We start from the raw sequence: 26,964 nt of genomic DNA on the forward strand, positions 1-26,964 counted from the left end.
GCATGCGTCTGCGGTCATCGGGGCAGCTGCCGTGCCGATTCGCCCGATCATCATCGCTGAAGGACAATTTCGCAATGGCCGTTAAGGGCCCGCAAGGGCTCTATCAACAGGCTCCTGCCATCCATGTCTGCCGGGCAATCAGTCGGGAAAGGTGCGTTTCGCGCCGGTGAAATATTCCATCAGCGCGGCCTGATCCTCCCCACCCAGCCCGGCCGCCGTCAGCATGCGGTGCACCTCGGCGCAAACCGCCGTCAGCGGCATGGCAGTGTTGGTGCGCCGGGCGAGATCCTGCGCGCCGTTGAGGTCTTTTACCATATTGTCGATGCGGCCGGTGCGGCGGTAATCCTTCGCCACGTAGCGCGGCATATATTCCTGCAGGATGGCGCTGTCGGCGCGGCCTCCCTTCAGCGCCTGCGGGATTTTGGCGGCATCGACGCCGGCATCCAGCGCCAGCTGCGTTGCTTCCGCCACCGCAAGGAAGTTCAGCCCGCACAGAACCTGGTTGATGAGTTTTGTCGTCTGCCCCGCGCCGCAGGGTCCCATATGAGTGTAATTGCTGGCCACATGCCGCAGCACGCGGTGCGCATCGGCCACATCCGTTTCGCTGCCGCCGGCCATCAGCGTCAATTGCCCGATGAGCGCCTTGGGCGCGCCGCCCGAAAGCGGGCTGTCCACCCAGCGCAGGCCCTTTTCCGCGGCATCGGCCGCCAGTTCCTTCGTCGCTTCCGGATCGATGGAGGACATGTCGATGATGAGCGTGCCGGGCTTGGCCCCCGCCGCGACGCCATCCTTGCCGAAGACGGCGATGCGAACGATTTTCGGCGAATTGAGGCTGAGGATGACCACATCGGAAACCGAAGCCGCTTCCGCCGCCGTACCCGCGCTCTGTGCGCCAAGGCTCGTCAGCGCCGCCACCTTTTCCGCATCCAGATCGAAAACCGTCAACTGATTTCCGGTCTCGATGAGCCGTGTGCCGATTGCCCCGCCCATGGCGCCAGCGCCGATGAGGGCGACTTTGTTCTTCTCGGTCATGGTGTTCACGGCCTCCTCCCAAAGTGTCGTGGTGTCGTCTGTTCAAAACCGGATGGCGGCCGCAGCCGGCCATCCGGGTTCGGTGTTTTTAAAGCGAAGCGGTGATGCCGCCGTCGACATAGAGAATATGTCCGTTCACGAAGGAGGAGGCATCGGACGACAGGAAGATGCAGGCGCCGACAAGCTCTTCGACCTTGCCCCAGCGACCGGCGGGCGTGCGCTTTTCAAGCCATGCCGAGAAGGTCTCGTCCGCCACCAGTGCCGCGTTGAGCGGCGTGTCGAAATAACCGGGTGCGATGGCGTTGCATTGCAGGCCGTATTTGGCCCAGTCCGTCGCCATGCCTTTCGTCAGGTTGCCGACGGCGCCCTTGGTGGCGGTGTAGGGCGCGATGCCGGGGCGGGCAAGGGCGGTCTGAACGCTGGCGATGTTGATGATCTTGCCACGGCCGCGGCTGATCATGTGGCGCGCGGCCGCCTGTCCGGCATGGAACACCGAGGCGATGTTGGTCTGCAACAGGCGCTCGAAGGCATCTGCCGGAAAATCCTCGAGCGGCGTGCGGTGCTGCATGCCGGCATTGTTGACCAGAATATCGATGGGACCGACTTCCGCCTCGAAACCGTCGATGGCCTTGCGCACCGCTTCATGATCGGTGGCGTCGAAGGCAAGCGTTTTCGCGCCCTTGATGCCGGCGGCGGCGGCTTCCAGCTTCCCCTCGTCGCGCCCGTTCAGCACCACTTCCGCTCCGGCTTCCGCCAGCCCTTGCGCCAGCGCGAAGCCGATGCCCTGGGACGAACCCGTGATCAGGGCGCGGCGGCCGGAAAGATCGAACAATTTAAGGCCCACTGTTTCCTCCAGTCTCTCGACATTGCATTCATACAGGTTTATGTTATCGATAACATTCATCCCTTTCAGACGTGGATGTCAAGGCTTAAACGCCCGGTTTCGGTACGGATTGGGCGGGCGGGGAGGCCGCACGACGTGCAAATGCGCGGCAGGCGGCGGTGACAGGGATGCGGATTATTTTGTCGCGCCGCTCAGGCGCGATGTCGAACGGGAGATATTTATGAGAGCGATTGTTGCCCATGGGGCGAAGGATGTGCGCATCGAGGAGCGGCCCGAGGAAGCGCCGGGCCCGGGAGAAGTGCGGCTTCGTCTGGTCCGGGGCGGAATTTGCGGCAGCGATCTGCATTATTACAACCATGGCGGCTTCGGCGCGGTGCGGCTTCGTGAACCCATGGTGCTCGGCCATGAGGTCTCCGCCGTCATCGAAGAACTGGGCGAGGGCGTGGAGGGGTTGAAAGTCGGCGGTCTGGTTGCCGTTTCGCCGTCCCGCCCATGCCGAACCTGCCGCTTTTGCCAGGAAGGTCTGCACAACCAGTGCCTCAACATGCGCTTTTATGGCAGCGCCATGCCTTTCCCGCATATTCAGGGCGCTTTCCGTGAGGTTCTGGTGGCCGACGCCCTGCAATGCGTGCCGGCCGATGGTCTGAGCGCCGGTGAGGCGGCCATGGCGGAACCGCTGGCGGTGACGCTGCATGCCACGCGCCGCGCGGGCGATTTGCTGGGGAAACGCGTGCTCGTCACCGGCTGCGGCCCTATCGGCATCCTCTCCATTCTGGCGGCCCGCCGCGCCGGCGCGGCTGAGATTGTCGCCACCGATCTTTCCGATTTCACGCTTGCCAAGGCGCGTGAGGCCGGTGCGGATCGTGTCATCAACAGCAAGGATGAGCCCGACGCACTTGCCGCCTATGGCGCGAACAAGGGAACGTTCGATGTTCTTTATGAATGCTCTGGCGCCGCCGTGGCGCTTGCCGGCGGTATTGCGGCGCTTCGTCCGCGCGGCATCATCGTCCAGCTCGGTCTTGGCGGCGATATGAGCCTGCCGATGATGGCGATCACCGCCAAGGAACTGGATCTGCGCGGCTCTTTCCGCTTCCACGAGGAATTCGCCACCGGGGTCGAATTGATGCGCAAGGGCCTGATCGACGTCAAGCCGTTCATCACCCAGACCGTCGATCTCGCCGACGCCATCTCGGCCTTCGAATTCGCCTCGGACCGCAGCCGTGCGATGAAGGTGCAGATCGCTTTTTCGTAAGTAAGGTTTCTACGCGCGAATGCGCCGACGTTTTGATCGGCGGCGGGTCATCCCGCCGCCGATTTTTTCGGCGGGTTCTTGCCCGTGGAGACTCGTGATGATGTTATCGATATCATCAACTGCTTTAGGTACGTCATTCCGGCCTTGAGCCGGAATCTAGTCGACGCGCGTCTGCGCGGCGAGAGAGTCCTTTCAGCCCAAGGACTTGGGCTGGCTGGATTCCGGCTCAAAGCCGGAATGACGGTGGGAAAGTGACGGACGCCAGCAAACGCCCCAGCCTGTCATACCCCTAACGCCACTGCCGCATATTTTGCCCCGGGCTGCACCCACGACCGTCTTTACCGAGGTCGTCTCTGCCCGTTTGCACATTTTGACGCAGGTCAAAAAGGTGATTTGCTGCTCGTCGTTTTTTGCGTTATCGAAATTTCAGAAATTACTGAAAATTCAGGAAACGTAAAAATGCCAACCAGCCTGTCCCCGCTCGTTCAGTCCTTCGTGCTGCATTTCGGTGAGATGGGCAGCCGCTGGGGCATTAACCGCACCGTCGGCCAAGTCTATGCTTTGCTTTATATTTCGCCGCAGCCATTGTGTGCGGACGAGATTGTGGAGGCGCTCGGCATTTCCCGTTCCAACGTGTCGATGAGTCTGAAGGAGTTGCAGGCGTGGAACCTTGCAATTCTCAAGCATTTTCCCGGCGACCGGCGCGATTTTTTCACGACGCCTGACGATGTCTGGCAAATTCTCCGCACCCTTGCCGAAGAGCGCAAGAAGCGCGAGATCGATCCCACGCTCAGCGTGCTGCGCGAAATTCTGATGGAGACGCCGGAAAACGAAGATGAGCGGCATGCGCAAAAGCGCATCGACGAGATGAAGACGCTGATCGAGCAGCTGACCGGCTGGTATGACGATGTGAAGCGGCTGGAGACGGAAAGGCTGGCTTCGCTTCTGGCGCTCGGTTCGAAGGTTACGAGGCTTCTGGAGGCCAAGGACAAGATCGTCTCCCTCGCAAGACCCCGTGGCGCGAAGAAGGACGGGTGAGGAGAACGGCCGTGAGCATGTCCGTGGAAATCCGTCAGGGGGCCGATGGTGATGGCGCACTCTGTCCCGCTCCGGTTGGAGTCTCGCCCGATGCGACGCGTCGGCGCTTCTTCAGCAATGCCAATCGCAAAACCTCTCGCGACAGAGCCGCCGGGCGGGCGAAAATGACAGGCGCGCCGGCGGTTGGGAGATCCGTTGCCTTGCTGCATGTGCTGGCGGCTTTACTCTGGTTGCCGCAGGCAGGTTTGCTTGCCTTTTCAGTCGGAAGAATTGCCGATGGCGCGCCGATGATGGCGATTGTGCCGGCTGCGGCTGCGGTTCTCATCCTCGGCCTCATCAAGGCATGGCTGGAAAAGATCGCGGCGCGGCTGTCGTTTCGCGCTGCCCGTACCGTGCTGTCGCAGCGGCGGCTGGAAGCGCTGCAGGCTGTGGCGAAGGTTTCCCCGCTCGATCTGTCGCGCACTGCCTCCGGTGAGGCGGCAGGCGTCGTGGCCGAGGCGGCGGAAGCGCTGGTGCCTTATCTTTCCCGTTTCCAGCCGGCGCGGATGAAGGCGACCATCGTGCCGCTGGTTTTCGTGCTGGCGATCCTGCCCTTTACCTGGATTGCGGCGCTGGTGCTGCTGCTCGCCATGCCAACCATCCCGCTTTTCATGGCGCTCATCGGCTGGCAGGCCAAGGCTGCCAGCGAAAAGCAGCTTGCCGAGACGGGCAATATGAATGCCTTCCTGCTCGACCGCCTGCGCGGACTGGAAACGATCCGCACGCTGAAAGCCGTCGATCTGACGGCGGAACGTCTCAGCGCCGATGCGCAGAACCTGAAGACGCGGACGATGGCGGTGCTCAGGATCGCCTTTCTCTCCTCGGCGGTGCTGGAGCTTTTCGCAGCGCTCGGCGTTGCCATGACCGCCGTCTATATCGGATTCCATCTGCTCGGATTTCTCGATTTCGGCGCCTGGGGCCACAAGCTGACGCTTGCCGAAGGCCTTTTCATCCTGCTGCTGGCGCCGGCCTTTTTCGAGCCGCTGCGGGAACTCTCCGCCGTCTGGCACGACCGCGCAGCCGGTGAAGCAGCGCTTGATGCGCTCGGCAAATTGACGGCCGGCGGTGCGGCCATCGCCGGCGAGGGCGCGGATATGGCGTCTGTCCCATCCCCGACGCCCGGTCTGCTGGAGATCGACGATCTCTCCTTCGCTTATCCGAATGCTCCACCTGTCATCCAAAATCTCAACCTGACGGTTCAGCAGGGTGAGAGAGTTGCGATTCTCGGGCCTTCCGGTTGTGGCAAATCCACTGTACTCTCCTTGATTGCCGGGCTGGCCGAGGCTGGAGAGGGATCGATCAGGATAGGTGGCGTCAAGCTCGATAATGCGACGGCCGATGGGCTGCGCAGGACGATTGGCTGGGTCAGCCAGAAGCCGTTCTTTTTTGCCGGTTCGCTAAAGGCGAATATTCGCTTCGGCCGTTCGGTTGTCAGTGACGGCATGGTGGAAGAGACGCTGTGCCGCACCGGGCTCGATGGCTTGTCGCAGGCGCGCCGGGATCTGCAGATCGGCGATGGCGGATATGGAATTTCGGGCGGGGAGGCGGTGCGGCTTGCCATTGCGCGTGCTTTCGCAGACCCCGCAACGCAGCTTGTTCTGGCCGATGAGCCGACAGCCCATCTCGACCGGGAAACGGCTGCCCTTGTCACGGAAAACCTGCTGCAACTGGCAAATGGCAGGACATTGATCGTCGCGACCCATGATCCGGTGCTTGCGGCGCGCATGGACAGGATCGTGGATATGACGGCGATCCATTCGAGGGGGCAGCCATGATCGCGCGTTTTGCGATATTGAAACCCATTATCGGCCTGTTCTGGTCGGCGCGGCGCGGCATGCTCCTGGCGGGCGCGGCTCTTGCGGTAACGACGGTGCTGGCGGGCATCGGCCTTCTCGGCGTTTCCGGCTGGTTCATCACCGCAACGGCAATTGCCGGTCTTCTGCCGGTGACTGCCTATGCCTTCGATGTCTTTACGCCTTCGGCCGCCATTCGTCTTCTGGCGCTGGCGCGCACCGCCGCCCGTTACGGCGAACGCATGACGACCCATGACGCCACGCTTTCCGTGCTTGCAGCACTTCGGGAAAAGCTGTTTCGCGGCTTTGCCGCGCCGCAGGCCGCGAAATCCCTGGAGGCGAGGCCTGCGCGCCTGCTGAACCGGCTGACGGCGGATATCGATGCGCTGGATTCGCTTTATCTGCGCGTGCTGGTTCCCGCCGCCGTCGCGGTCCTTGCTGCAATCGCGACAGGCCTCGGGCTTGCTTTTCTCCATCCTCTGGCGGGCATTCTGGCGGCGGTTTTCCTCGTCGCGGCGGGGCTTGGAATTTCGGTTCGCGCCGCCTTGCGGGCGGAAACATTCTCGCGCCGCCGGGCAATCGGGCTGGAAGCCCTTCGGGCCCGCACGGCCGATCTCGTGAGCGGGCAGACGGAGCTCTTGACCACCGGCCGCCTTTCCGCGCAGGTCGCGGCGGTGAAACGGGCGGATGGCTACCTCTCTGCCTGCGATGACACCCTGAACCGTATCGAAACCAGTGCCGGTTTTTCCTTTGGTGTTTCAGCGGCCGTTCTTTTGAGTGCCGCCCTTCTTGGCATGGCCTGGCTCGCGGAACAGGGGGCGGTGAGCGCGCCGGCCGCAGCACTCGGGCTGCTCGTCTGTTTTGCCGCGCTGGAGCCTTTCACGGCGTTGCGTCGTGGGGCGATGGAGCTGGGGCGCACATTGTTCTCCGCAAAGCGCACCGCGCCGCGTCTTTCGGCAACGGCTGAAGGCCGCTGTCCCGTCTCGCCGGCCAAGGGCATGGCGGCAGAGCTAAAAAACGTGCGTCTGGAGCGGGAAGGGAACGACAATCCGGTCCTGACGAATATCAACATTGCAATCGCCTCCGGGGAAAGGGTTGCCATCATCGGCCAGAGCGGTGCGGGCAAGACAAGCCTCATCCAGCTTCTGGCGGGTGAATTGCGGCCGGCAGCGGGCACGGTCAACGCCCTGCCGTCCACTCTTATGACGCAGCGAAGCCAGCTTTTCCGCGACAGCATCGCCGACAATCTGCGGCTGGCGAAACCCACCGCAACCGGGGCCGAGTTATGGGACGCGCTCGGGGCGGCTGGCCTTGCCGAACACGTCAAAACCTTGACTGCCGGGCTGGAGACAAGGCTTGGCGAGGCGGGCCAGGGGCTTTCCGGCGGTCAGTCGCGCCGACTGGCGCTCGCCCGTTTCCTGCTCGCCGAGCGGCCGCTCTGGCTTCTTGACGAGGTGACGGAAGGGCTGGATGGCGAGACCGCCCGCGACGTGCTCACCCGGCTGTTTGCGAGGGCAGAGGAAAAGACTGTCGTGATGATCACCCATAATCGCCGCGAGGCGGAATTTGCCGATCGCATCATCGTGCTGAAAGAGGGACGTCAATTTGATGAATGTCAAAGCGGCACCCCGGAATACGGCGTAGTGCTGGAGACGCTGCGCCCGGACTGAGATTTTTTGAGAGCCGGCGTCGTCTTTGAAGTGGAAGGCCGGCCTTCCGGAAAAGGTGGGTAAGATTATGGAACTCGACATAGTGGCGCTGTCGCGCCTGCAATTTGCAGTGACGGCTTTATATCACTTTCTATTCGTTCCCCTGACGATCGGACTATCGGTAGTGATCGCCATCATGGAAACGGTCTATGTCATGACCGGCCGCACGGTCTGGCGGCAGATGACGAAATTCTGGGGCACCTTGTTCGGCATCAACTTCGTGCTCGGCGTTTCCACCGGCATTGTCATGGAATTCCAGTTCGGCATGAACTGGAGTTACTACAGCCATTATGTCGGCGATATTTTCGGTGCGCCGCTGGCGATCGAAGGCATGATGGCCTTCTTCCTGGAAGCCACCTTCGTCGGCCTGTTCTTTTTCGGCTGGGACAAGCTGTCGAAACTCGGCCATCTCGTCGCGACATGGTGCGTGGCGCTCGGTTCGAATTTCTCGGCGCTATGGATATTGATCGCCAATGGCTGGATGCAGAACCCCACGGGCTCCGCTTTCAATCCCCAGACCATGCGCATGGAAGTGACTGACTTCTTCGAGGTCCTGTTCAACCCGGTGGCGCAGGCGAAGTTCGTCCACACGGTGTCTGCGGGTTACGTGACGGCCTCCATCTTCGTGCTCGGCGTTTCGGCCTGGTATGTGCTGAAAGGCCGTCATGTCGATCTCGCCAAGCGCTCGATGACGGTCGCCGCCTCCTTCGGTCTGGCGTCCGCGCTGTCGGTCGTCGTGCTGGGTGATGAAAGCGGCTATCTCTCCACCGAACACCAGAAGATGAAGCTCGCCTCCATCGAGGCCATGTGGGAAACCGAGCCGGCACCGGCGCCCTTCACGGCCATCGGTTTTCCCGATCAGGAAGCACGCGAAACGCATTTCGCGGTTAAGATCCCGTGGGTGATGGGCCTCATCGGCACCCGCTCGCTCGACACGCAAATTCCGGGCATCAACGATCTGATGGAGCAGGCCAAGACCCGCATCCGCGACGGTATCAAGGCCTATGACGCGTTGATGCAGATGAGGGCCACCGGCAAAGGCGCGGAGTTGCCGGAAGAGGTGCGAGGCACCTTTGCCGAACTCGGCCATGAGCTCGGTTATGCCCTGCTGCTGAAACGATATGTCGACGATCCGCGCCAGGCGAATGAAGAGCAGATCGCCAAGGCGGCGGCGGATACGATTCCGCATGTGCCGACCCTGTTCTGGTCGTTCCGCATCATGGTTGGTCTTGGCATCTTCTTCATCCTTCTGACGGCGACATTCTTTTATCTTTCGGCCCGCCGCCGGCTGGATCATTATCCGTTGCTGCTGAAAGTGGCGGTCTTCGCCATTCCCCTGCCGTGGATCGCGGCGGAAATGGGCTGGGTGGTGGCCGAATTCGGCCGCCAGCCATGGATCATCGAGGGCGTGCTGCCCACGGCCGCGGCCGTCTCCAGCCTCAGCGCCTCCACGGTCCTCATCACGCTCCTGTGTTTCATCGCCATCTACACGGTGCTGTTCATCGTCGAAATGGGGCTGATGCTGAAGGCGATCCGCAAGGGGCCCGAGCCGGACCATGAGCCGGAAGCGCCGCTCGTTCCTGAAAAACTCGTCGCTGCGGAGTAAACGATCATGATATTGCACCAACTCATCGACTACGAAATCCTCCGCGTCATCTGGTGGCTGCTGCTTGGCGTGGTGCTGATCGGTTTTGCCGTGACCGGCGGTTTCGATCTCGGTACCGGCGCGTTGCTGCCCTTCGTGGCGAAAACGGATATCGAGCGGCGTGTCGTCATAAATTCCATCGGCCCCGTCTGGGAAGGCAATCAGGTCTGGCTCATCCTTGGCGGCGGCGCGATCTTCGCCGCGTGGCCGCCGCTTTATGCAGTGTCGTTTTCAGGGTTTTACCTGGCGATGTTCGCCACCCTGTTTGCGCTGATCCTGCGGCCGGTCGGTTTCAAATATCGCTCCAAGCGGGAAAGCGCCGCCTGGCGCACCGGCTGGGACTGGGCGCTCTTCATCGGCGGCTTCGTTCCGGCGCTAATCTTCGGCGTGGCCATCGGCAATGTGCTGCAGGGCGTTCCCTTCCACCTCAATGACGACCTCAGGATTTTCTACGATGGCACGACGCTGTTCGAGCTTCTGAACCCTTACGCCATCCTCTGCGGCCTCGTATCCGTCGCCATGCTCGTCATGCACGGTGCCGCATGGCTGGTGCTGAAGACGGATGGTCCAGTCGCGGCCCGTGCCCGCGGTTTCGGCAGCATCGCGGCGCTTGCCACCACCGTTCTTTTTGCGCTCGGCGGCGTCTTTCTGTGGCTCGGTGTCGATGGTTATCGCTTCACCTCGGAGGTCGTCACCGACGGTCCGTCCAATCCGCTGTCGAAGACGGTAGAGGTTGCGGGCGGTGTCTGGTTTGCCAATTATGCGGCGCATCCCTGGATGATGCTGGCGCCGGCGCTCGGTCTTGTCTTTCCGCTCGTCGCTTTCGTCTTGCTCCGCGCCCGCAGGGAAGTGCTGGCGCTGCTTTCCAGCTCGCTCGCGATTTTCGGCATCATCGCAACTGTCGGGCTGACGATGTTTCCCTTCATCCTTCCGTCTTCGGTCGATCCGAAATCGAGCCTGACGGTGTGGGATGCATCTTCCAGCCATATGACGCTGTTCATCATGCTGGTCGTCGCCCTCATCTTCATCCCGATCATCGTTGCCTATACGTCATGGGTCTATCGCGTGCTGTGGGGCAAGGTGGATGAAAAGGCGATCCGCGACGACAGCGGTCATGCTTATTGATTGAGAAAGAAGGAGATCGAACATGTGGTATTTCGCCTGGCTGCTCGGCCTGCCTCTCGCCGCCATCTTCGCCGTCATGAACGCCATGTGGTATGAGCTGATGGAAGAAAACGCGAAAAAGGCCGAAGCGAAGCTGGATAAATAGGGCTTTGGCGGAATCCTCTCCCCCGTCATGCCGGACTAGATCCGGCATCCAGCCACGGCGCGTCTGCGCCGTGAAAAGAGTTTCTCGCGATCAAGGCCTTGATCGCGCTGGACCCCGGATCTGGTCCGGGGTGACGGAGTGCGGATGATGCAACTCCGCCAAATATACAAGGGCGGCATCCGGTTTGGATACCGCCCCTTTTGCTATAACTGCCGTGCCTGCGACGCGCGGCGTCAGTGGATCGCGATGCCGCGCTTGTCCGCTTCTTCCTTGATGATGTCTTCGACGATGGCCCTCTTGAGATTTGGATTTCCCAGAAGATAGTCGTCGGCGATCTCGAAGATCGATTTCGGATTCTCGGTCCTGTGCAGGGTGTCGAGGTCCTGGCCGATCTGCTCTCGAAGGCTGGAATAGTCGTCCATCACGGCGCTCCCGTTTATCGGTTCAATCCAGAAGGTCGGCCGGAACCTTGCCGCCGTTTTCGGACAGTTTCTTGATGACGGCCTTGTGCAGCCAGATGTTCATGGTCGCGGAATCCGAGGTGTCGCCGGTATAGCCGAGTTCGCCGGCCAGTTCCTTTCGGGCGCTGAGGCTGCTGTCCAGATTGAGCGCTTTCAGAAGGTCGACGATCGAATGTTTCCAGTCGAGTTTCTGGCCGTTCTGCTTGACCGCCGCATCCAGGATTGAAGCGACGTCGACATTGCCGGTGGGAGCCGGAGCCGCGGCTGTCGGAGCGGGTGCGGCCGGTGCGGCCGGGCTTGCCGTGGCTGCCGGCGTGCCGGCCGGAGCCGAAGTCTGCGGTGCGGCTTCGGCCTTGCCGAAAATAGCGTTCTTGATCTTGTCGAAAAAGCTCATGGTGTCCTCCCCTTAGCGGCGAAATGCCCGCCCGACGGCGATGAGAATGCAGGCGCCGATGAAGCCGGCGATGAGATAGCCAATCCAGCCTCCGAGCGAAATGCCCACGAGCCCCAGAAGGAAATTGGCGACGATGGCGCCGACAATGCCGAGGATAATGTTCATGAAAAGACCCATATTGCTTTTCATGAACTGTTCGGCCAGCCAACCGGCTACGCCGCCGATGATGATTGCTGCAATCCAGCCAACTTGTGCGTCTTCCATAACAAGCCTTTCCTTTGTAAGAGAGGTCCGCAGGCATATGGACAGGCTTTTGCGCGCACTGATCCCCCCGCCTTGAATAGACCCCAGGCGGAGCAATAACGGCGACATGGGCGATTGGTTCCGTGCGGCGAACTATGCGCCGCATATTCTTTAGCTCTGGCTTTGAAAGTCGAGGCCGATATCGAGAACCGGCGCGCTGTGGGTCAGCCAGCCGACGGAGATGAGATCGATGCCGGTTGCGGCGATGGCTGCGGCCGTCTGTGGATTGATGCGGCCCGACGCTTCGGTAATGGCGCGACCGGCGACGATCCCCACCGCCTCGCGCAGCTGTTCGGGTGTCATATTGTCGAGAAGGACCGCATCGACGCCCTCATCCATGACCTCGCGCAACTGCGCTAGCGTATCGACCTCCACCTCGATCTTGACGAGATGTCCCACGCCCTGCCGGGCCCGGCGGATGGCGTCGCGCACGCCGCCCGCCACGGCAATATGGTTGTCCTTGATGAGAACGGCGTCATAAAGCGCAAAACGATGGTTCATGCCGCCGCCGGCGCGCACGGCATATTTTTCCAGCGCTCTCAGCCCCGGCGTCGTCTTGCGGGTGCAGGCGACCGAGGCCTTGGTGCCGGCAATGGCGGCAGCGATTTTTGCGGTGACGGAAGCGATGCCCGACAGGTGGCCGAGGAAATTCAGCGCCGTGCGCTCCGCCGTCAGAAGGCCGCGTGAGGGACCTTCGATCGTTGCGATGATATCGCCAGGCGTCACGGCGGCCCCATCCTGCACATGCCGTTTCATCGCGATGGCCGGATCCACGAGCTGGAAAGCGAGTTCTGCCGCGTCGAGACCGGCGATAACGCCCGGTTCGCGCGCGGCCATGACGACGACCGAGCGATGATCGGCGGGAATGACGGCGACGGACGTGATGTCGCCCGCCAGTCCGAGGTCTTCCAGAAGAGCATTGCGCACGAGCGGTTCGATGATGAGGCGTGGCAGGGGTGAAAGGATCATGTCAGGCGCTCCGCGCAAGGCTGGCCGAAGAATGGCTGGAAGAGGAAAATTCATGGGCGATGGTGAGAACGTCGCTGAGGTTCAGCCTGCGCCTCGTGGCCGTCGCATGTTTTTCAGGGAAATCGTCGCGGAAATGCGCGCCGCGCGATTCCGTGCGCAGCGCCGCAAAGACGGCGATGGCCAGCGCGACAAGGGCAGGATCGCATGCCGGGCCGTTCCGCTCAGCCAGTGGCAGAAGATCGCGGATCGCGCCCGTCAGCCCTTCCGCATGTCTTGCGATGCCGAGATGGCGGGAAACGATGTGCCGGACGGGTGAGAGGTCGGCTGCCGGGACATCGGGCATCGGGAGTGTTGCGATATCCACTGCCCGTTTTTCCGCATATGCCTGCCTGCCTGCAATGTCTTCTGCGGCACGCATGCCCATGGCCGCCGCTTCCAGCAGGGAATTGCTGGCAAGCCGGTTCGCGCCATGCAGACCCGTGCAGGCGGTTTCGCCGGCGACCCACAGGCCCGGCACCGAGCTTCGGCCTCTGCCATCGGTGGCGACGCCGCCCATATGGTAATGCACCGCCGGGCGCACCGGCACGAGTTCACGGGCCGGGTCTATCCCGGCTTCGCGGCAGAGCAGGTCGATCGAGGGGAAGCGAGCGGAAAAGCCGGAGCCGAGCGCCTTGCGGGCATCGAGAAAGACCTTGCCGCCACGCAGTATTTCGCGGTCGATGGCGCGGGCGACAATATCGCGGGAGGCGAGTTCCGCACCCGGAACGGCCGCCATGAAACGTTCGCCGTTTTCATTGAGAAGCAGCGCGCCTTCACCCCGCACCGCTTCGCTCACCAGCGCCAGCGGCCGTCGGGGCGAGGAAAGCGCCGTTGGGTGGAATTGCACGAATTCCATATCGGCGAGGATGGCGCCGGCGCGGGCGGCGAGCACGATGCCCTGCCCGAAATTGCCGGCGGGATTGGTCGTCGCCTCATAAAGCCCGCCGAGGCCGCCGGTGGCGAGAACGACCTGGCTTGCCGGCAAAGTGAAGCAGCCTTTTGGCCCGATGCAGGCGAGACCAACGACGACGCCGTCTTCCGTCAGCAGGCGGCGAACCTCCGTGCCTTCCAGAACGGTTATGGACGGCGTGCGAAGAACGGCGGCGGCGAGAGCCCTGACGATGGCCGCGCCTGACCCGTCCCCTTCGGCATGCAGGATGCGCCTTCTGCCATGGGCGGCCTCCAGCCCGAAAACGAGCCTGCCTTCGACATCCCGGTCGAAGCGCACCCCGGCCCGCTCCAGCGCCTCGATGACGGCGGGGGCGGCGGAAACGATCTCTGCGGCCATTTCCGCGTCGCAGAGGCCGTCGCCTGCGGCGAGCGTATCGGCAAGATGCAGCGCGGCGCTATCGTCCGGACCGAGGCTGGCGGCAATGCCGCCCTGCGCCCAGGCGCTGGAGGTCTCGCCGCCCAGAACGCCGCGTGTGAGAAGCAGCACGGGCTGCGGCGCAAGCGTCAGCGCCGCCATCAGGCCCGCAATGCCGCTGCCGACAATGACCGTCCAGCCCGTATGCGACGGGAGGCGTTCGCTCATACTTCCAGCATCCTTTCCACGGCGCGGCGGGCGGCGACAGCGATGGCCGGGTCGACCGTCACTTCGTGGCGGTTTTCCTCCAGCGCCGTGCGGATATTGCCAAGCGTGATGCGCTTCATATGCGGGCAGAGATTGCAGGGGCGGATGAATTCGACATCGGGGTGATGCACGGCGACATTGTCGCTCATCGAGCATTCCGTCAAAAGCACCACGCGGGCGGGGCGCTCGCGGCCGACATAATCCGACATGACGGCGGTGGAGCCGGAAAAATCCGCAGCCTCGACGACATCGGGCGGACATTCCGGATGCGCGAGTACGGTGACACCCGGATGGCTTTCGCGCAATTCGCGAATATCATCGGCGGTGAAAAGCTCGTGCACCTCGCAATGGCCGCGCCAGGCGATCAGCTCGACATTGGTTTCCCGCGCTACGTTTTTCGCCAGATATTCATCCGGCAACATCAGCACGCGCGGCACGCCGAGCGATTCCACCACCTGACGGGCATTGCCGGAGGTGCAGCAGATATCGGATGCCGCCTTCACCGCGGCGGAGGTGTTCACGTAGGTCACGACCGGAACGCCGGGATAGGCCTTGCGCAGGAGCGCGATGTCCTCGGGCGTGATGGAATCGGCCAGCGAACAACCGGCGGCCATATCCGGAATGAGCACGGTTTTCTCCGGATTGAGCAGTTTCGCCGTCTCGGCCATGAAATGCACGCCGGCCAGAACGATGACATCCGCTTCCACCTCCATCGCCTTGCGGGCAAGGGCAAGGCTGTCGCCAACGATATCGGCGACGCCGTGGAAGATTTCCGGTGTCTGATAATTATGGGCGAGGATAACGGCATTGCGCTTGCGCTTCAGCTCGAGGATCGCCTCCACATCGTCCTGAAAGCTCATCCATTCGGCCTTGGGAATGACGCGGGCAACGCGGTCGTAAAGGCTTGCGGCGGAAATCTGCTCGTTCACGGTGCTCTCCCATTTATACTCTTTTTGAGTATATCTAGGGTAAAGACATATTCTCATTGTGAGCATATGTCAATTGCGGGAGAGTGGCAGTTTCGTTCCGGAAAGGGCGCGTTCATCGAGAACGGTCTGGCGGAAGCGGAAGAGCTTTGCCGGGCGGCCGCCGGTTTCGGTCGCCATCTCGCCGGTCTCTTCCACCAGTTGCTGCTGTTCGATAAGCCGGCGGAAGTTCTGCTTGTGCAACGTCAGCCCGGCCAGTGCCTCGATGGCGCGCTGTAGCTGCAGGAGTGTGAAGGCGTCGGCCATCAGTTCGAACACCACGGGACGATATTTGATCTTGGCCCGCAGACGCGCGATGCCGGTGGCAAGGATGCGGCGGTGATCGGCAAACATTGGCCTGCCGAAATTGATCCGCGGTTCGCCCTGCGCCTCTTCGACCAGCCCGGCTTCATACAGCAACTCGTAACGCTGCAGGGTCAATTCCTCGTTCCAGCCTCCGCCATCGAGGCCGAAGGTGAAATCCGCCCGCAAATGGCGCTGGCTTTTGGAGGCGGGATCGGAATCCGCCCAGGCGCGCAGCCTGTCGATGATGCTGTCCAGAACTTCCGGGCGTCCCTGACGGTGATCCTCCCAGGGGAAATATTCGTACCAGCCGTGCCAGAGCGGGCGTTTGCCGCCGGAGGCCTCCTGTTCGCGAACCAGTCCGAGATAACCGATGGAGATGGTTCTGCCGCCTAAAATGTCGTTGTTGCGGTCGCGATCGGCGAAAGTATAGAGCTGTTCGAGATAACCGACGGGGTGATGGGTCTGTTCGTGAATCCATTCCCGCAAGCCGCTCTGGAGGGTTCTGTGTCCGAATTCGAACGGTCCCGACGGAAGCGCTGCGCCTTCCCGAACGGTCATGACCCGCGGCTCATCCGTGGTGATGGCGGTGACGACGGCGATGAGTTCGGCATGGGCAAGCCCGATGGTCACGGCGGCTCCTCTGGTCGTTGGCGCAAGATCAATCTTCTTTGGCACAGGAAGGTTGCTTCGCCAACATGGCGGCAGAAAAGGGCTGTCGATAAATAGTCTCACTGAAAACGGGGCGCCATCAGACAAAAGGATGAATTCTTGTGGTTAGTCGTGCGTCATCTGATATGTTACAGACCCGCACGAGCATTTCAGACTGTAGAAGGCCGATGTTGGAGAATATATCTCTCGAAGAGACACTTGTGGGTTATTACACCTGGAACATCGGGCAAAACCTGATTTACCTCGATGCCGTGGCGGCCCGCCTGCGCGAATTCTCCCCGGAAAAAGCCGCTCGCGGCATTCCGGTCGAGGATTTCATCGCGCAGATAGAAAGCGGCTCGCGCGCACGCGTCGCCAAGGCGGTTTACAATTCGCTGACAAATGGCGTGTTTTATGATCAGGAATATCGCATTCAGCTCAAATCTGGCGGCTTCCGCTGGTTGCGGACAACCGGACGGGTAATCCTGGACAGCGACCAGCTTCCGATCATGGCCATGGGCACGGTGCGGGATGTCAGTGCGGGCAAGATTTTATTGATGTGATATGCGGCGGGCCTCTTCGCGAGGCGGCGGCCGATCGATTTTAATTTGTTCATTGTTTTGATGTTGCGGTGACATGGTCCGGCAGATCGCAATTTTGCTGTTTCAGATCGTCCTGGCCATTGGCCTCGGCATAGCCGGCATCCGCATCGCCTCGCTCGTCAATGGTGAGGCAACATCGGCGCCAGCAGGCCTTGCGGCCAATACGGAACTGCTTTGGACGACCTCGCCGGTGCGGGTCGATCCGCGTAGCCAAAATTACGAGCGCATTCCGACGCCTCCCGATCTTTATCCGCTGAAAATGCATGCGGACCAGCGCCTGCGCGTCATCTCCAGCAGCCGTTTCACCTTCAAGGGTCAGGAATTCCGCCTCGCCGGCGTGGAGGATGTCGAGCGCAACCGCGTTTGCGCCGGCCCCGACGGCCGCCGTTACGCCTGCGGCCTCAACGCCTTCAAGGCGCTGGAGAATCGGCTGCGCGGCAGATATCTGGAATGTCGGACGGTGGAGGAAGGTGGTGCCGGCAGTTCCGTGGAGTGCCGGATCAACGGGCAGGATGTGCGAGCGCTGATGCAATAGGCGATCGGGTCGAAGGACTAGCGATATGCGCAAGAGCGACTGGCCGAAGGGAAGATATTTTTTTTCTGGGAAGGTTTGGTGGAGCTAAGCGGGATCGAACCGCTGACCTCTTGCATGCCATGCAAGCGCTCTCCCAGCTGAGCTATAGCCCCATAAGGGTTCCGGCATTTCTTCCGGTTCCGGGAACCGAAGCGGTTGTTGTTCCGTTCGGTGGCGGCTTACTACTGCGGCTTTCCGACGAGTGCAAGCATAAAAAACGGCCCGGCGTCATTTTTTTGTCGTCGGGCCGAATTATCAAGTAAAATCAAGCTTCTTCGTCGTCGCCCGATACGCCGATGATGCCGGACATGTCGTCGTCGTCATCTTCGTCGTCGGTTTCGAGGAAGGTGTCGTCGTCATCGTCGATTTCGACGTCATCGTCGTCGCCGAGATCGGGGATATCGTCGCCGTTGTTGTCGCCATCGGCATCTTCCAGCGAGACGAGTTCGACTTCCGTGTTTTCGGTATCGACTTCCGCCACTTCCTCTTCTTCAGCCTGCTCCATCTTGGCCTGGGCGGTGCTTTCCTCGAAGAAGGAGAGCGGCCAGGACTTGCCGGTGTAGGGAGAAACGACCGGATCGCGGTTCAGATCGTAGAACTTCTTGCCGGTATCGGGGTCTGTGCGCTTGGTACCAAGTTCCGCTTTTGCCACTGTCTAAGCCTCAAATTGTCGAATGAGTTTCGGTGTGTACGCCGTAAAACCGGCATAGACGGTAAAATTTATAGCCGGTCCCCTTAATCGTTGCGCTCTTTCGTGTCAAAGACAAACTTCGGGTGCCGCCTGCCTCGGCGCAACCCCTATGCGGGGATGCTGATATAAATAGGAAGGTGTTGCGCACTCTATTATATGAATGACGAATGCACAGGCGGAAAGCTTCATGACCTTCACGATCGCCATAGACGGGCCGGCTGCGGCGGGCAAAGGAACCCTGTCGCGCAGGATTGCCGAGACCTATGGTTTCCACCATCTCGATACCGGGCTGACCTACAGGGCGACCGCCAAGGCGCTTCTGGATGCCGGCCTGCCGCTCGACGATGAGGCTGTGGCGGAGAAGATCGCGCTGGAAGTCGATCTTGCGGGGCTCGATCGCGCCGTTCTTTCCCGGCACGATATTGGCGAGGCCGCATCCAAAATCGCGGTGATGACGCCGGTGAGGCGCGCGCTCGTGAAGGCGCAGCAGCGTTTTGCCGCAAAGGAGCCGGGCACGGTGCTCGACGGCCGTGACATCGGCACGGTTGTATGCCCTGAGGCGCCGGTGAAGCTTTATGTCACGGCCTCTGCGGACGTGCGGGCGCGACGCCGTTACGATGAAATTCTGGCCAATGGCGGCAGCGGCGATTATGATGCCATTTTCGCTGAAGTGAAAAAACGCGACGAGCGCGACATGGGCCGCGCCGACAGCCCGTTGAAGCCGGCTGAAGACGCGCACTTGCTAGATACGTCGGAAATGAGTATAGAGGCGGCGTTTCAGGCCGCGCGGACGATCATCGACGCCGCCCTGAAGAGATAGGTTTCTCGCGGAACGGCTTCCTGCCGTCCGCGTTTAGTCCGGAATTGCCCGAAGACATGTCCTTGCGCCGGAAAGCCTTTTGAAAAGGCGGGCATGGGGTCGGGTATCAACAACACTAGCCCACCGGCGCTTTTGTATTCGCCATTGCGCGGATGCAATCAGGAGATTTCATGTCAGTATCTACCCCCACGCGCGAAGATTTCGCAGCGCTTCTCGAAGAATCCTTTGCCTCCAACGATCTTGCCGAAGGCTATGTTGCCAAGGGTATCGTAACGGCAATCGAGAAGGACGTTGCCATCGTCGACGTCGGCCTCAAGGTTGAAGGCCGCGTACCGTTGAAGGAATTCGGCGCGAAGTCCAAGGACGGCACGCTGAAGGTCGGCGACGAAGTGGAAGTTTACGTCGAGCGCATCGAAAACGCTCTCGGCGAAGCCGTTCTGTCGCGCGAGAAGGCTCGCCGCGAAGAAAGCTGGGTCAAGCTCGAAGCCAAGTTCGAAGCTGGCGAGCGCGTCGAAGGTGTTATCTTCAACCAGGTCAAGGGTGGTTTCACCGTCGATCTGGACGGCGCTGTTGCCTTCCTTCCGCGTTCGCAGGTCGACATCCGTCCGATCCGCGACGTTACCCCGCTGATGCACAACCCGCAGCCCTTCGAAATCCTCAAGATGGACAAGCGTCGCGGCAACATCGTTGTATCGCGCCGCACGGTTCTCGAAGAGTCGCGTGCCGAGCAGCGTTCTGAAATCGTTCAGAACCTCGAAGAAGGCCAGGTTGTTGACGGCGTCGTCAAGAACATCACCGATTACGGTGCGTTCGTTGACCTCGGCGGCATCGACGGCCTGCTGCACGTTACCGACATGGCATGGCGCCGCGTCAACCATCCTTCGGAAATCCTCAACATTGGCCAGCAGGTCAAGGTTCAGATCATCCGCATCAACCAGGAAACCCACCGTATCTCGCTCGGCATGAAGCAGCTCGAGTCGGATCCGTGGGATGGCATCTCCGCCAAGTACCCGGTTGGCAAGAAGATCTCCGGTACGGTCACGAACATCACCGACTACGGTGCATTCGTTGAGCTGGAGCCGGGCATCGAAGGCCTGATCCACATTTCCGAAATGTCCTGGACCAAGAAGAACGTACATCCCGGCAAGATCCTGTCCACGAGCCAGGAAGTCGACGTTGTCGTTCTCGAAGTCGATCCGTCCAAGCGCCGTATCTCGCTCGGCCTCAAGCAGACGCTGGAAAACCCGTGGCAGGCATTTGCCTACAGCCACCCGGCCGGCACTGAAGTTGAAGGTGAAGTCAAGAACAAGACCGAATTCGGTCTGTTCATCGGCCTCGAAGGCGATGTCGACGGCATGGTTCACCTGTCGGACCTCGACTGGAACCGTCCGGGCGAGCAGGTCATCGAAGAGTACAACAAGGGTGACGTCGTCAAGGCTGTCGTTCTCGACGTTGACGTCGAGAAGGAACGCATCTCGCTCGGCATCAAGCAGCTCGGCAAGGATGCTGTCGGCGAAGCCGCTTCTTCCGGCGACCTGCGCAAGAATGCAGTCGTTTCCGCTGAAGTCACTGCGGTCAACGATGGCGGCATCGAAGTGAAGCTCGTCAACCACGAAGACCTCACCTCGTTCATCCGTCGCGCTGACCTTTCCCGTGACCGCGACGAGCAGCGCCCCGAGCGCTTCTCGGTTGGCCAGGTTGTCGACGCCCGCGTCGTCAACTTCTCGAAGAAGGACCGCAAGGTCATGCTTTCGATCAAGGCTCTGGAAATCGCTGAAGAGAAGGAAGCCGTCGCACAGTTCGGTTCATCCGACTCGGGCGCTTCGCTCGGCGACATCCTCGGCGCGGCTCTGAAGAACCGCGGCGAATAATCGCTCCGATCTTTGAAATGGAGAACCCGCCGGAATTTCCGGCGGGTTTTTTGTTGCTTCGAGCTCGCGCCGGCGAGCGCGCAGCGGCGCGTTCCTCAGAGCATGCCGCTCATCTTCAGATAATAATTTTCCGCGCTGTCGTCGGAAGCCACCGCCGTCGGGCTTTCCTGCGTGTCGATCCCGTCATTGGCGGCGATGCGCTCTTCTTTTTCGTCCTGACCGTCGGAATTATCAGCACCGGCTTCGGCCTCGTCATTTGCCTCATCATCGGAAAACGGGCCGCCGCCGCGCGGCGGCGTTTCCGATTCATAGTCCTCATCCGCCGGCGGATAGGCGACGAGCGGCAGCGGTGTGCCGTCTTTTACCAGAGCCGCGGCGATCAACGATTGCGAAGCCGATTGCTCCAGCATCGCCATCCTCGCTTCCGGGTCCAGCATGGCCCGAGGCAGCGGCGGGGCTTCGGGGCGATGGGTCGCCGTTTCCGTTTCCTCACCCGAGGGGCGGGCTGCGGCTGTTGCGAGGGTCGATTTTTCGGCGGGCTGATCGTCGGACGGTTGCTGCGCAACACCCTGCGGCGTGGGCGGAGGCTCTTGCGTGCCGGTCGGCTTGAGCGGAAGTTTGCCGGCGGTGGCGGCAAGCAGCAGGCTGTTCACGGTCTCCGCGTCGTCTGCGAACAAACCGGATGGCGGGGTAAGGCCCGTGCGGATTTCTTTCTGCTCCGGCTTCATCGTCTCCCGATGCGGAAGGGCAGGGGAGGCTTCGCCGGTTTCGGCGCGGGGCGGATTTGCCGGGCGGGCCTCGGCCGATACTTCCTTCATCACGCTGCCGGTTTGTGGCGGAAGCGGACGTGCCGTGTTTTCGGCTCTTCCATCCGGCTTTACGGCAACGGTCGGCATATCATGTGTGTCGGCAGGCGGGGTGGAAAGCGTGGGCCGGGGGTCCAGTTGCGCCGTTAGCACCGCCACTGTGGCTTTCATCGCTGCGCCACTGAGGGCGAGCGGCCCGATGAGCAGCGGCAGGAGCCGGCTGACGGTGGCGGAATTTGCCGTCTGCGCTGTCGCGGACGAAGAAGGGCGCGCTTCCGCATTCTGGCTCTGTGCGTTCTGCTGTTTCGGCTGGGCCGATTGTGCGGGGGCGGGGTTGGAGGAATTGTTCTGCTGATAGGAGGAAACCACCGCCTTTGCCGCAAGGTCCGTTCCCTTGTAACGGGAAAGCTCGATCAGCAGCGCGAGGCGGGCAGCATCCGGCCCGGTCGGCTGTTTCAGGATTTCGGCAAGCATCGAAAGGGTCAGGCCCTGCAGGGCCTTGCCGACCTGCTGTTCCAGCGCTAGGCGTTGTGGCGTCGGCAGGGTGCGGAGCGCCTCCGTCAGCCGCGTCACATAGGTCTCTATGGCTTCGCCATCCCGCCGGGGCAGGTTCATCAGCTTGCCGAGCGCTTCCGCCAGAACGGCGGTGCTGCGCGAGAGCTGAAATTCGCTGGTGAGGGAGGCGATTGCCGCGCGGGCAAAAAGGCTGCTGTTTTCAGGGGCGGGAATGTTCGGTTGCGGCGGTGCAGCCTCTTTCACCTGCTCGCGCGGTGTCAGTGAAACCGTGGTTCCATAGGCGGCATCGGTTGCCGCAATTTTCGGTACAGGCGGTAACATGCTGCGCTCCGTTTCTATCGGTGACCGCCGCTGGCTGCGAAAGAGCCAATCCCCATTGGCTCTGTGATCCGCATCTGGCTTGAATGTTGAAAAATCGCCGCGCCGGTGATGGACAGGTGTCATCTCGCCCGCTCATGCGGGAGCGCCGTATACGCCTCTGGCCGCAATACCGGTTGCAGCGCATACAGAATCATCGAGCTCAATCTTGGCTTGCAGATGTTAAGATTTGGCTAACCAACGAATTGCGCGCCCGGTCAGGGCGAAATGCCGATGAACATGCGGTAAAGGCCGTTATCGTCGGAATTGACCGAGGAAATATGGTCGGGATCGCTGGGCGCCGTCTCAAAAGCTTCCGGCGGCATGGCATCGAGCCAGCTTGCCTTGGGAAGATTTCGTTCCGGTTGAATGTTGACGGGGTCGATGAGGCGGTCTTCCTCAGCGGGCGTGGTGAAGGCCTCATCATCCGGAACGAGCGACGGGGCGGCCATGGATAGCAGCGCCTGCGCGGCATTCGGTTCTGTGTCGTAAACGGCGCTGCCGGATAGGCCGGAAATATCGGTCATGTCTGAACTCACATCATGTTTCGCTCAAGTGACGATCGGAAGCGGCAATCATGCCGCCTTTTTCTTCAGCAGTTCATAAAGGCCATTGTCGTCGATCGAGATCGGCAAAATGGCGTTGCGGGTGTCTTCGACAAGCGCCTGCGCATCGAGCAGTTTTTCGCCGTCGTCTTCCGCATCGGCCGGATCGGTGACCGCGTCTGTCTCCGCCGGCTCATTTTCGTTTTCCGCCGGGGCGGCTTGCTCAGCCGGCACAGCCGCAAGCACGGCGATCAGCGCCGTTTCCGACGATGTGTCGGCTGGCGCCTGCGGGTCGACGCCTTCCGTTTTGTCGTCGCCGGAAGCATCGATATGCTCCTTTACGACGTCCTGAAGCTCCTGCACGTCTTCAAGCTTGCCCTGCGCATCGCGCGCCTGGATATCCTGTTCCCGCTCGGCCTTCACCTCGGCATCGTTGATTTCGCCGATACGATCCTTGCCGCGTTCGGCCTGCAACTCTTCCCTGGTTTTCGGATCGGCGACATCTTCGAGACGCTGAATGACTTTCAGGGTTTCACGCGTCATGAAGCGGGTGCCCTGCGCCTGTTCGTCCAGGGCCTCCTTCACGGCGCGCGCCTCATCGCCATAGGGGTTGGCGATGGCGGAGATCATCTGCCGGGCGGAGACGCCGAGTTGTTTGAGGCCGGTCGATTCTTCCAGATCGTCGACGCTTTTCGGCAGGGTCGCGCGCGCCGCCATGATGGCTTTCGACATCTGCTCGCCGAAATCCTCTTCCGTGCCTGTGAGGCCTGCGCCCTTTGCGATGCGGGCGGCAAGGGCGGCCATGGGATCGGTCTTGCTGTTGACGCCATTGTTCAGCACGTCCACGACCTCAGCCTCCGAAACGCCGAAGGATTTCAGGGAAATCTTCGTGGCTTTCCCCTGCGAATCGGTTTTTTCGAAGCCGTCGGTCAGGGTCAGCGCATCCTGAAGTCTTCGCGCGAAGGAAAAGCTCGATTCGTCTTTTTCCTGTGTGATGCCCAGCGCGGAGGAAAAGCGGGAGACGAGCGAGGCGAACGCATCGGCATCCGGTTTCATGACGCCGAAGAGATAGGCGCTTATCTTCTCATTGGCGGCGCGCTGGCTTTCGTCCGGCTGCGGGTTTGTCTTGACCGCATCGTCCTTTTTGGTGCCGTTGGCCTTTTCCTGCTCTTCGCGCTGGCGTTCCTCGATGGTTTGGACCATCGAGCGCATGAGGTCGCTGACTGCAATGCCCGCCGTCTGCTGTAGCGGAGTAATCATCCCTCAAAGTCCCCGACCGCCAAAGTTGCGGCCGAGAATAGGCAATTCTGGTAAATCAGTGCTTAAGCCAGATGCGGGCGCGCTCAGCTATGGGCGAAAATATCGGTTTCTTCCCAGCCGAGGAGGTCGAGCTTCGCGCGGGTCGGCAGAAAGGCGAAACAGGCGTCGGCATGGTCGAGGCGGCCGTCACGCACGAGGCGCCCTGTCAGCTTGTCGCGCAGCGCGTGCAGGTGCAGCACGTCGGAGGCGGCATATTCGAGCTGCGCTGGCGACAGGGTCTCGGCAGCCCAGTCGGAAGATTGCTGGGCCTTGGAAATATCGACTTCCAGCATTTCTTTGAGGTTATCCTTCAGCCCGTGCCGGTCCGTATAGGTTCGGGTCAGTCGCGAGGCGATCTTGGTGCAGAAGACCGGTGTGGTCGTCACGCCGAAGGTGTGGAACAGAACGGCGATATCGAAACGGCCATAGTGAAAAATCTTCTGGCGGGCAGGGTCGGCAAGCATCCGGACGAGGTTCGGCGCTTCCTTTTGACCGGCGGCGATGCGAATGACGTCCGCCGTGCCGTCGCCCGGTGAAAGCTGAACGACACAGAGGCGGTCGCGGCGCGGCACCAGTCCCAGCGTTTCCGTATCGATTGCGATGGCGCCGGTGTAACGCGCGGCATCTTCGGCGGAAATATCGCCTTCGTGGTAACGGATGGGTGCTGCCATGTCCTGCTCCAGAAATTCCAGTTTCCTGCTCCGGCTATAACGGAAAGAGCGGCGGGACGATACCGTTTTATCGGCTCGTACAGTGCGTCACGCCGCATGGCCTTGGCACTTGCCTTTGCGAAAGCCCCCGGGTTAGGGTCGGGAAATCCTTTCCTGACAAATCGCATGAATTCCCGATGACAAAGAAAATCTATCTCGCCGGACCGGAAGTTTTCCTCCCGAACGCGCGCGAAATGCTCGACCTCAAGGCCTCGCTGGCGCGGGACGCCGGTTTCACGCCGCTTTCGCCGGGCGATCTGCAAATTCCGCCGGCGGATACCAGGGTCGGTCACGGCTGCAACATCAATGCGGTCGATGAGCGGATGATGCTGGAAGCTGATGCGGTGATCGCCAATCTCACGCCGTTTCGCGGCATCGCCGCCGATACGGGAACCAGCTATGAGTTGGGCTTCATGTGCGCGCTGGGCAAGCCGGTTTTCGCCTATACCAATATCGCGGCCAATCACTTCACCCGCATCAAGGCGCATTATGGCGGCGTCGCCACCCTGGATGAAACGGGCCGTTATCGCGGGCCGGACGGGCTGTCGATCGAGAATTTCGACATGGTCGACAATCTCATGCTGCATGGCGGGATTTTGCGGCGCGGCGGCGTCATCATCGTTGGCGATGCTCCCGAAGAGGCTTTGTATACGGATCTCGAGGCCTACAGGCGCTGTCTTACGGCGGCGGCGGAAAAATTACTGACACCGATTGACCCTGAAAAAACCAATAGAGTGGAGGCATCATCATGAGCGGAACCATCCTCATCACCGGCGCGACATCCGGCTTCGGACAGGCCACGGCGCGGCGCTTCGTCAAGGAGGGCTGGAAGGTCATCGGCACGGGCCGGCGGGCGGAACGGCTGGAGGCGCTTTCAGCCGAGCTCGGTTCCGCCTTTCATGGCCTCGCCTTCGACATCACCGACGAGGAGGCGACAGGAAAGGCGCTGTCCGGATTGCCGGAAGGCTTCCGGGATATCGACGTTCTCGTCAACAATGCCGGCCTCGCACTCGGCACCGCGCCCGCACCGCAGGTGCCCTTGAAAGACTGGCAGACCATGGTGGACACCAACATCACCGGTCTCCTGAACATTACCCACCATCTGCTGCCGACGCTGATCGGGCGCAAGGGTATTGTCGTCAACCTCTCGTCTGTGGCTGCGCATTATCCCTATACGGGCGGCAATGTGTATGGCGGTACCAAAGCGTTCCTGCGGCAGTTTTCGCTCGGCCTGCGTTCCGACCTGCATGGCAAGGGCGTGCGGGTGACATCCATCGAGCCCGGCATGTGCGAAACGGAATTTACGCTGGTGCGCACCGGCGGCAATCAGGAAGCCTCGGACAATCTCTACAAGGGCGTCAATCCGATCACGGCGGACGATATTGCCAACACCATCCACTGGGTCGCCTCGCAGCCCAAGCATATCAACATCAATAGCCTCGAACTCATGCCGGTCAACCAGTCCTTCGCCGGCTTCCAGGTCTATCGGGAAAGCTGATTTTCCCGCGATTTTGGGGAGTGCTGAAAAACCGGGCAGGAATTTTCGAGCTATGCAGAAATGCAATGCTGCATTGCGAGACTTGCTCTGTTAAAAATCACGGATACCGCTATATTCAAATCATCGAAGCGACGCACTCCTCCTCCCAGCGTCGCTCGATGTGGATCGGTGGTACTCCTCCTCCCAATCACCGATCAAGTTTGAAGCCTGCCGCACCTCCTCCCGCGGCAGGCTTTTTCCTTTTCTGGGCGTCTATTCCTTGAATATTTTGGGCTGTCGACTTTCAGCGCACCGGCTTAGTGCTAAAGACGGTCCGCGGTCTCCCCTTGGATTTCCGGGGGATTTTGAATTTCTGCGTCAAGGCAATGAGCGTTGAAATCAGGCGTGCGTCGATC

27 protein-coding genes and 1 tRNA gene are annotated in these 26,964 nt (G+C 61.2%); 13 read left to right on the forward strand and 15 right to left on the reverse strand.

The genetic code is table 11. From position 1 onward, the window contains the following. Positions 1–138: 138 nt before the first annotated feature. Together BTE54_RS12050 and BTE54_RS12055 are read right to left on the reverse strand one after the other, a co-directional pair. Entirely contained in the window at positions 139–1,032 is an 894-nt protein-coding gene (locus BTE54_RS12050) for an NAD(P)-dependent oxidoreductase (RefSeq protein WP_078052615.1), read from the reverse strand. An 88-nt stretch (positions 1,033–1,120) separates the two neighbouring features. Next, positions 1,121–1,876, reverse strand: a complete 756-nt coding sequence (locus BTE54_RS12055; RefSeq protein ID WP_078052671.1) for an SDR family oxidoreductase — start codon at positions 1,874–1,876, stop codon at positions 1,121–1,123. Positions 1,877–2,096: 220 nt separating this feature from the next. On the opposite strand from BTE54_RS12055, the gene BTE54_RS12060 reads away from it, so the two are divergent. The 7 genes from BTE54_RS12060 (at position 2,097) to cydX (ending at position 10,622) form a co-directional block, all read left to right on the forward strand. Then, positions 2,097–3,128 (forward strand): L-idonate 5-dehydrogenase, encoded by a 1,032-nt coding sequence (locus tag BTE54_RS12060; protein ID WP_003522159.1) that lies wholly within the window; start codon positions 2,097–2,099, stop codon positions 3,126–3,128. Between the two features lie 459 nt (positions 3,129–3,587). After that, positions 3,588–4,166, forward strand: a complete 579-nt coding sequence (locus BTE54_RS12065; protein WP_078052616.1) for a GbsR/MarR family transcriptional regulator — start codon at positions 3,588–3,590, stop codon at positions 4,164–4,166. A gap of 17 nt (positions 4,167–4,183) precedes the next feature. Further along, on the forward strand, positions 4,184–5,980 hold the full coding sequence (gene cydD, locus BTE54_RS12070; protein ID WP_143240714.1) for a thiol reductant ABC exporter subunit CydD: 1,797 nt from the start codon (positions 4,184–4,186) through the stop codon (positions 5,978–5,980). Further along, positions 5,977–7,668, forward strand: a complete 1,692-nt coding sequence (cydC, locus tag BTE54_RS12075) for a thiol reductant ABC exporter subunit CydC (RefSeq protein ID WP_078052617.1) — start codon at positions 5,977–5,979, stop codon at positions 7,666–7,668. The genes cydD and cydC overlap by 4 nt, the downstream gene beginning before the upstream one ends. Before the next feature lie 67 nt (positions 7,669–7,735). Beyond that, entirely contained in the window at positions 7,736–9,313 is a 1,578-nt protein-coding gene (locus tag BTE54_RS12080; RefSeq protein WP_078052673.1) for a cytochrome ubiquinol oxidase subunit I, read from the forward strand. A 6-nt stretch (positions 9,314–9,319) separates the two neighbouring features. Beyond that, positions 9,320–10,477, forward strand: a complete 1,158-nt coding sequence (cydB, locus tag BTE54_RS12085) for a cytochrome d ubiquinol oxidase subunit II (protein WP_078052618.1) — start codon at positions 9,320–9,322, stop codon at positions 10,475–10,477. A 22-nt stretch (positions 10,478–10,499) separates the two neighbouring features. Then, positions 10,500–10,622: a cytochrome bd-I oxidase subunit CydX gene (gene cydX, locus BTE54_RS12090; RefSeq protein WP_003508602.1), complete on the forward strand. Its 123-nt coding sequence runs from the start codon at positions 10,500–10,502 to the stop codon at positions 10,620–10,622. A gap of 233 nt (positions 10,623–10,855) precedes the next feature. On the opposite strand, the gene BTE54_RS12095 is transcribed toward cydX, so the two are convergent. From BTE54_RS12095 to BTE54_RS12125, 7 genes are all read right to left on the reverse strand, one after another. Beyond that, a complete protein-coding gene (locus BTE54_RS12095; protein WP_003522463.1) occupies positions 10,856–11,044 on the reverse strand; it encodes a hypothetical protein in 189 nt (62 codons plus the stop codon). A gap of 22 nt (positions 11,045–11,066) precedes the next feature. Continuing rightward, a complete protein-coding gene (locus BTE54_RS12100) occupies positions 11,067–11,477 on the reverse strand; it encodes a DUF3597 domain-containing protein (RefSeq protein ID WP_065657363.1) in 411 nt (136 codons plus the stop codon). A 12-nt stretch (positions 11,478–11,489) separates the two neighbouring features. Continuing rightward, positions 11,490–11,741, reverse strand: coding sequence for a GlsB/YeaQ/YmgE family stress response membrane protein (locus tag BTE54_RS12105; RefSeq protein WP_003522465.1), 252 nt, complete (start codon positions 11,739–11,741; stop codon positions 11,490–11,492). Positions 11,742–11,891: 150 nt separating this feature from the next. Then, entirely contained in the window at positions 11,892–12,749 is an 858-nt protein-coding gene (gene nadC, locus BTE54_RS12110) for a carboxylating nicotinate-nucleotide diphosphorylase (protein ID WP_078052619.1), read from the reverse strand. A gap of 1 nt (position 12,750) precedes the next feature. Beyond that, on the reverse strand, positions 12,751–14,322 hold the full coding sequence (locus tag BTE54_RS12115; RefSeq protein ID WP_078052620.1) for an L-aspartate oxidase: 1,572 nt from the start codon (positions 14,320–14,322) through the stop codon (positions 12,751–12,753). Continuing rightward, positions 14,319–15,290 (reverse strand): quinolinate synthase NadA, encoded by a 972-nt coding sequence (gene nadA, locus BTE54_RS12120; RefSeq protein ID WP_003522468.1) that lies wholly within the window; start codon positions 15,288–15,290, stop codon positions 14,319–14,321. The genes BTE54_RS12115 and nadA overlap by 4 nt, the downstream gene beginning before the upstream one ends. 69 nt (positions 15,291–15,359) lie before the next feature. Beyond that, positions 15,360–16,262 (reverse strand): hypothetical protein, encoded by a 903-nt coding sequence (locus BTE54_RS12125; protein ID WP_003522469.1) that lies wholly within the window; start codon positions 16,260–16,262, stop codon positions 15,360–15,362. Between the two features lie 206 nt (positions 16,263–16,468). Between BTE54_RS12125 and BTE54_RS12130 the strand changes: the two genes are divergently transcribed. Continuing rightward, complete coding sequence (locus BTE54_RS12130; RefSeq protein ID WP_078052622.1) at positions 16,469–16,843, forward strand: PAS domain-containing protein; 375 nt, start codon at positions 16,469–16,471, stop codon at positions 16,841–16,843. A gap of 73 nt (positions 16,844–16,916) precedes the next feature. Beyond that, a complete protein-coding gene (locus BTE54_RS12135) occupies positions 16,917–17,417 on the forward strand; it encodes a hypothetical protein (protein WP_078052623.1) in 501 nt (166 codons plus the stop codon). A gap of 76 nt (positions 17,418–17,493) precedes the next feature. Here BTE54_RS12135 and BTE54_RS12140 read toward each other — a convergent pair. Then, positions 17,494–17,569 (reverse strand) — tRNA-Ala (locus tag BTE54_RS12140). A gap of 152 nt (positions 17,570–17,721) precedes the next feature. After that, positions 17,722–18,108 (reverse strand): TIGR02300 family protein, encoded by a 387-nt coding sequence (locus BTE54_RS12145; RefSeq protein WP_003522472.1) that lies wholly within the window; start codon positions 18,106–18,108, stop codon positions 17,722–17,724. Positions 18,109–18,307: 199 nt separating this feature from the next. Here BTE54_RS12145 and cmk point away from each other — a divergent pair, with 199 nt between their 5' ends. After that, positions 18,308–18,967, forward strand: a complete 660-nt coding sequence (gene cmk / locus BTE54_RS12150; protein ID WP_035263287.1) for a (d)CMP kinase — start codon at positions 18,308–18,310, stop codon at positions 18,965–18,967. 170 nt (positions 18,968–19,137) lie between these two features. Next, positions 19,138–20,838, forward strand: coding sequence for a 30S ribosomal protein S1 (gene rpsA, locus BTE54_RS12155; protein ID WP_004437832.1), 1,701 nt, complete (start codon positions 19,138–19,140; stop codon positions 20,836–20,838). 95 nt (positions 20,839–20,933) lie between these two features. Here the strand turns inward: rpsA and BTE54_RS12160 are convergent, their stop codons facing one another. The 4 genes from BTE54_RS12160 to BTE54_RS12175 all read right to left on the reverse strand — a co-directional run bounded on the left by BTE54_RS12160 (position 20,934) and on the right by BTE54_RS12175 (position 25,032). Continuing rightward, entirely contained in the window at positions 20,934–22,481 is a 1,548-nt protein-coding gene (locus tag BTE54_RS12160) for a hypothetical protein (protein WP_078052624.1), read from the reverse strand. 254 nt (positions 22,482–22,735) lie between these two features. After that, positions 22,736–23,044, reverse strand: a complete 309-nt coding sequence (locus tag BTE54_RS12165; protein WP_078052625.1) for a hypothetical protein — start codon at positions 23,042–23,044, stop codon at positions 22,736–22,738. A 48-nt stretch (positions 23,045–23,092) separates the two neighbouring features. Continuing rightward, positions 23,093–24,322, reverse strand: coding sequence for a hypothetical protein (locus BTE54_RS12170; RefSeq protein ID WP_078052626.1), 1,230 nt, complete (start codon positions 24,320–24,322; stop codon positions 23,093–23,095). A gap of 83 nt (positions 24,323–24,405) precedes the next feature. Continuing rightward, complete coding sequence (locus tag BTE54_RS12175; RefSeq protein WP_003522478.1) at positions 24,406–25,032, reverse strand: ribonuclease D; 627 nt, start codon at positions 25,030–25,032, stop codon at positions 24,406–24,408. A 176-nt stretch (positions 25,033–25,208) separates the two neighbouring features. On the opposite strand from BTE54_RS12175, the gene BTE54_RS12180 reads away from it, so the two are divergent. Continuing rightward, positions 25,209–25,823, forward strand: coding sequence for a nucleoside 2-deoxyribosyltransferase (locus BTE54_RS12180; protein WP_174040201.1), 615 nt, complete (start codon positions 25,209–25,211; stop codon positions 25,821–25,823). Then, positions 25,820–26,569 carry an SDR family oxidoreductase gene (locus BTE54_RS12185; RefSeq protein WP_003522480.1) on the forward strand — a complete coding sequence of 250 codons (750 nt, stop codon included), beginning with the start codon at positions 25,820–25,822 and terminating at the stop codon, positions 26,567–26,569. Before BTE54_RS12180 ends, BTE54_RS12185 begins: the two co-directional genes overlap by 4 nt. Positions 26,570–26,964 lie beyond the last annotated feature (395 nt).

Origin of the sequence: Agrobacterium sp. YIC 4121, assembly GCF_002008205.1 — a bacterium.
GTDB classification, from domain to species: domain Bacteria; phylum Pseudomonadota; class Alphaproteobacteria; order Rhizobiales; family Rhizobiaceae; genus Agrobacterium; species Agrobacterium leguminum.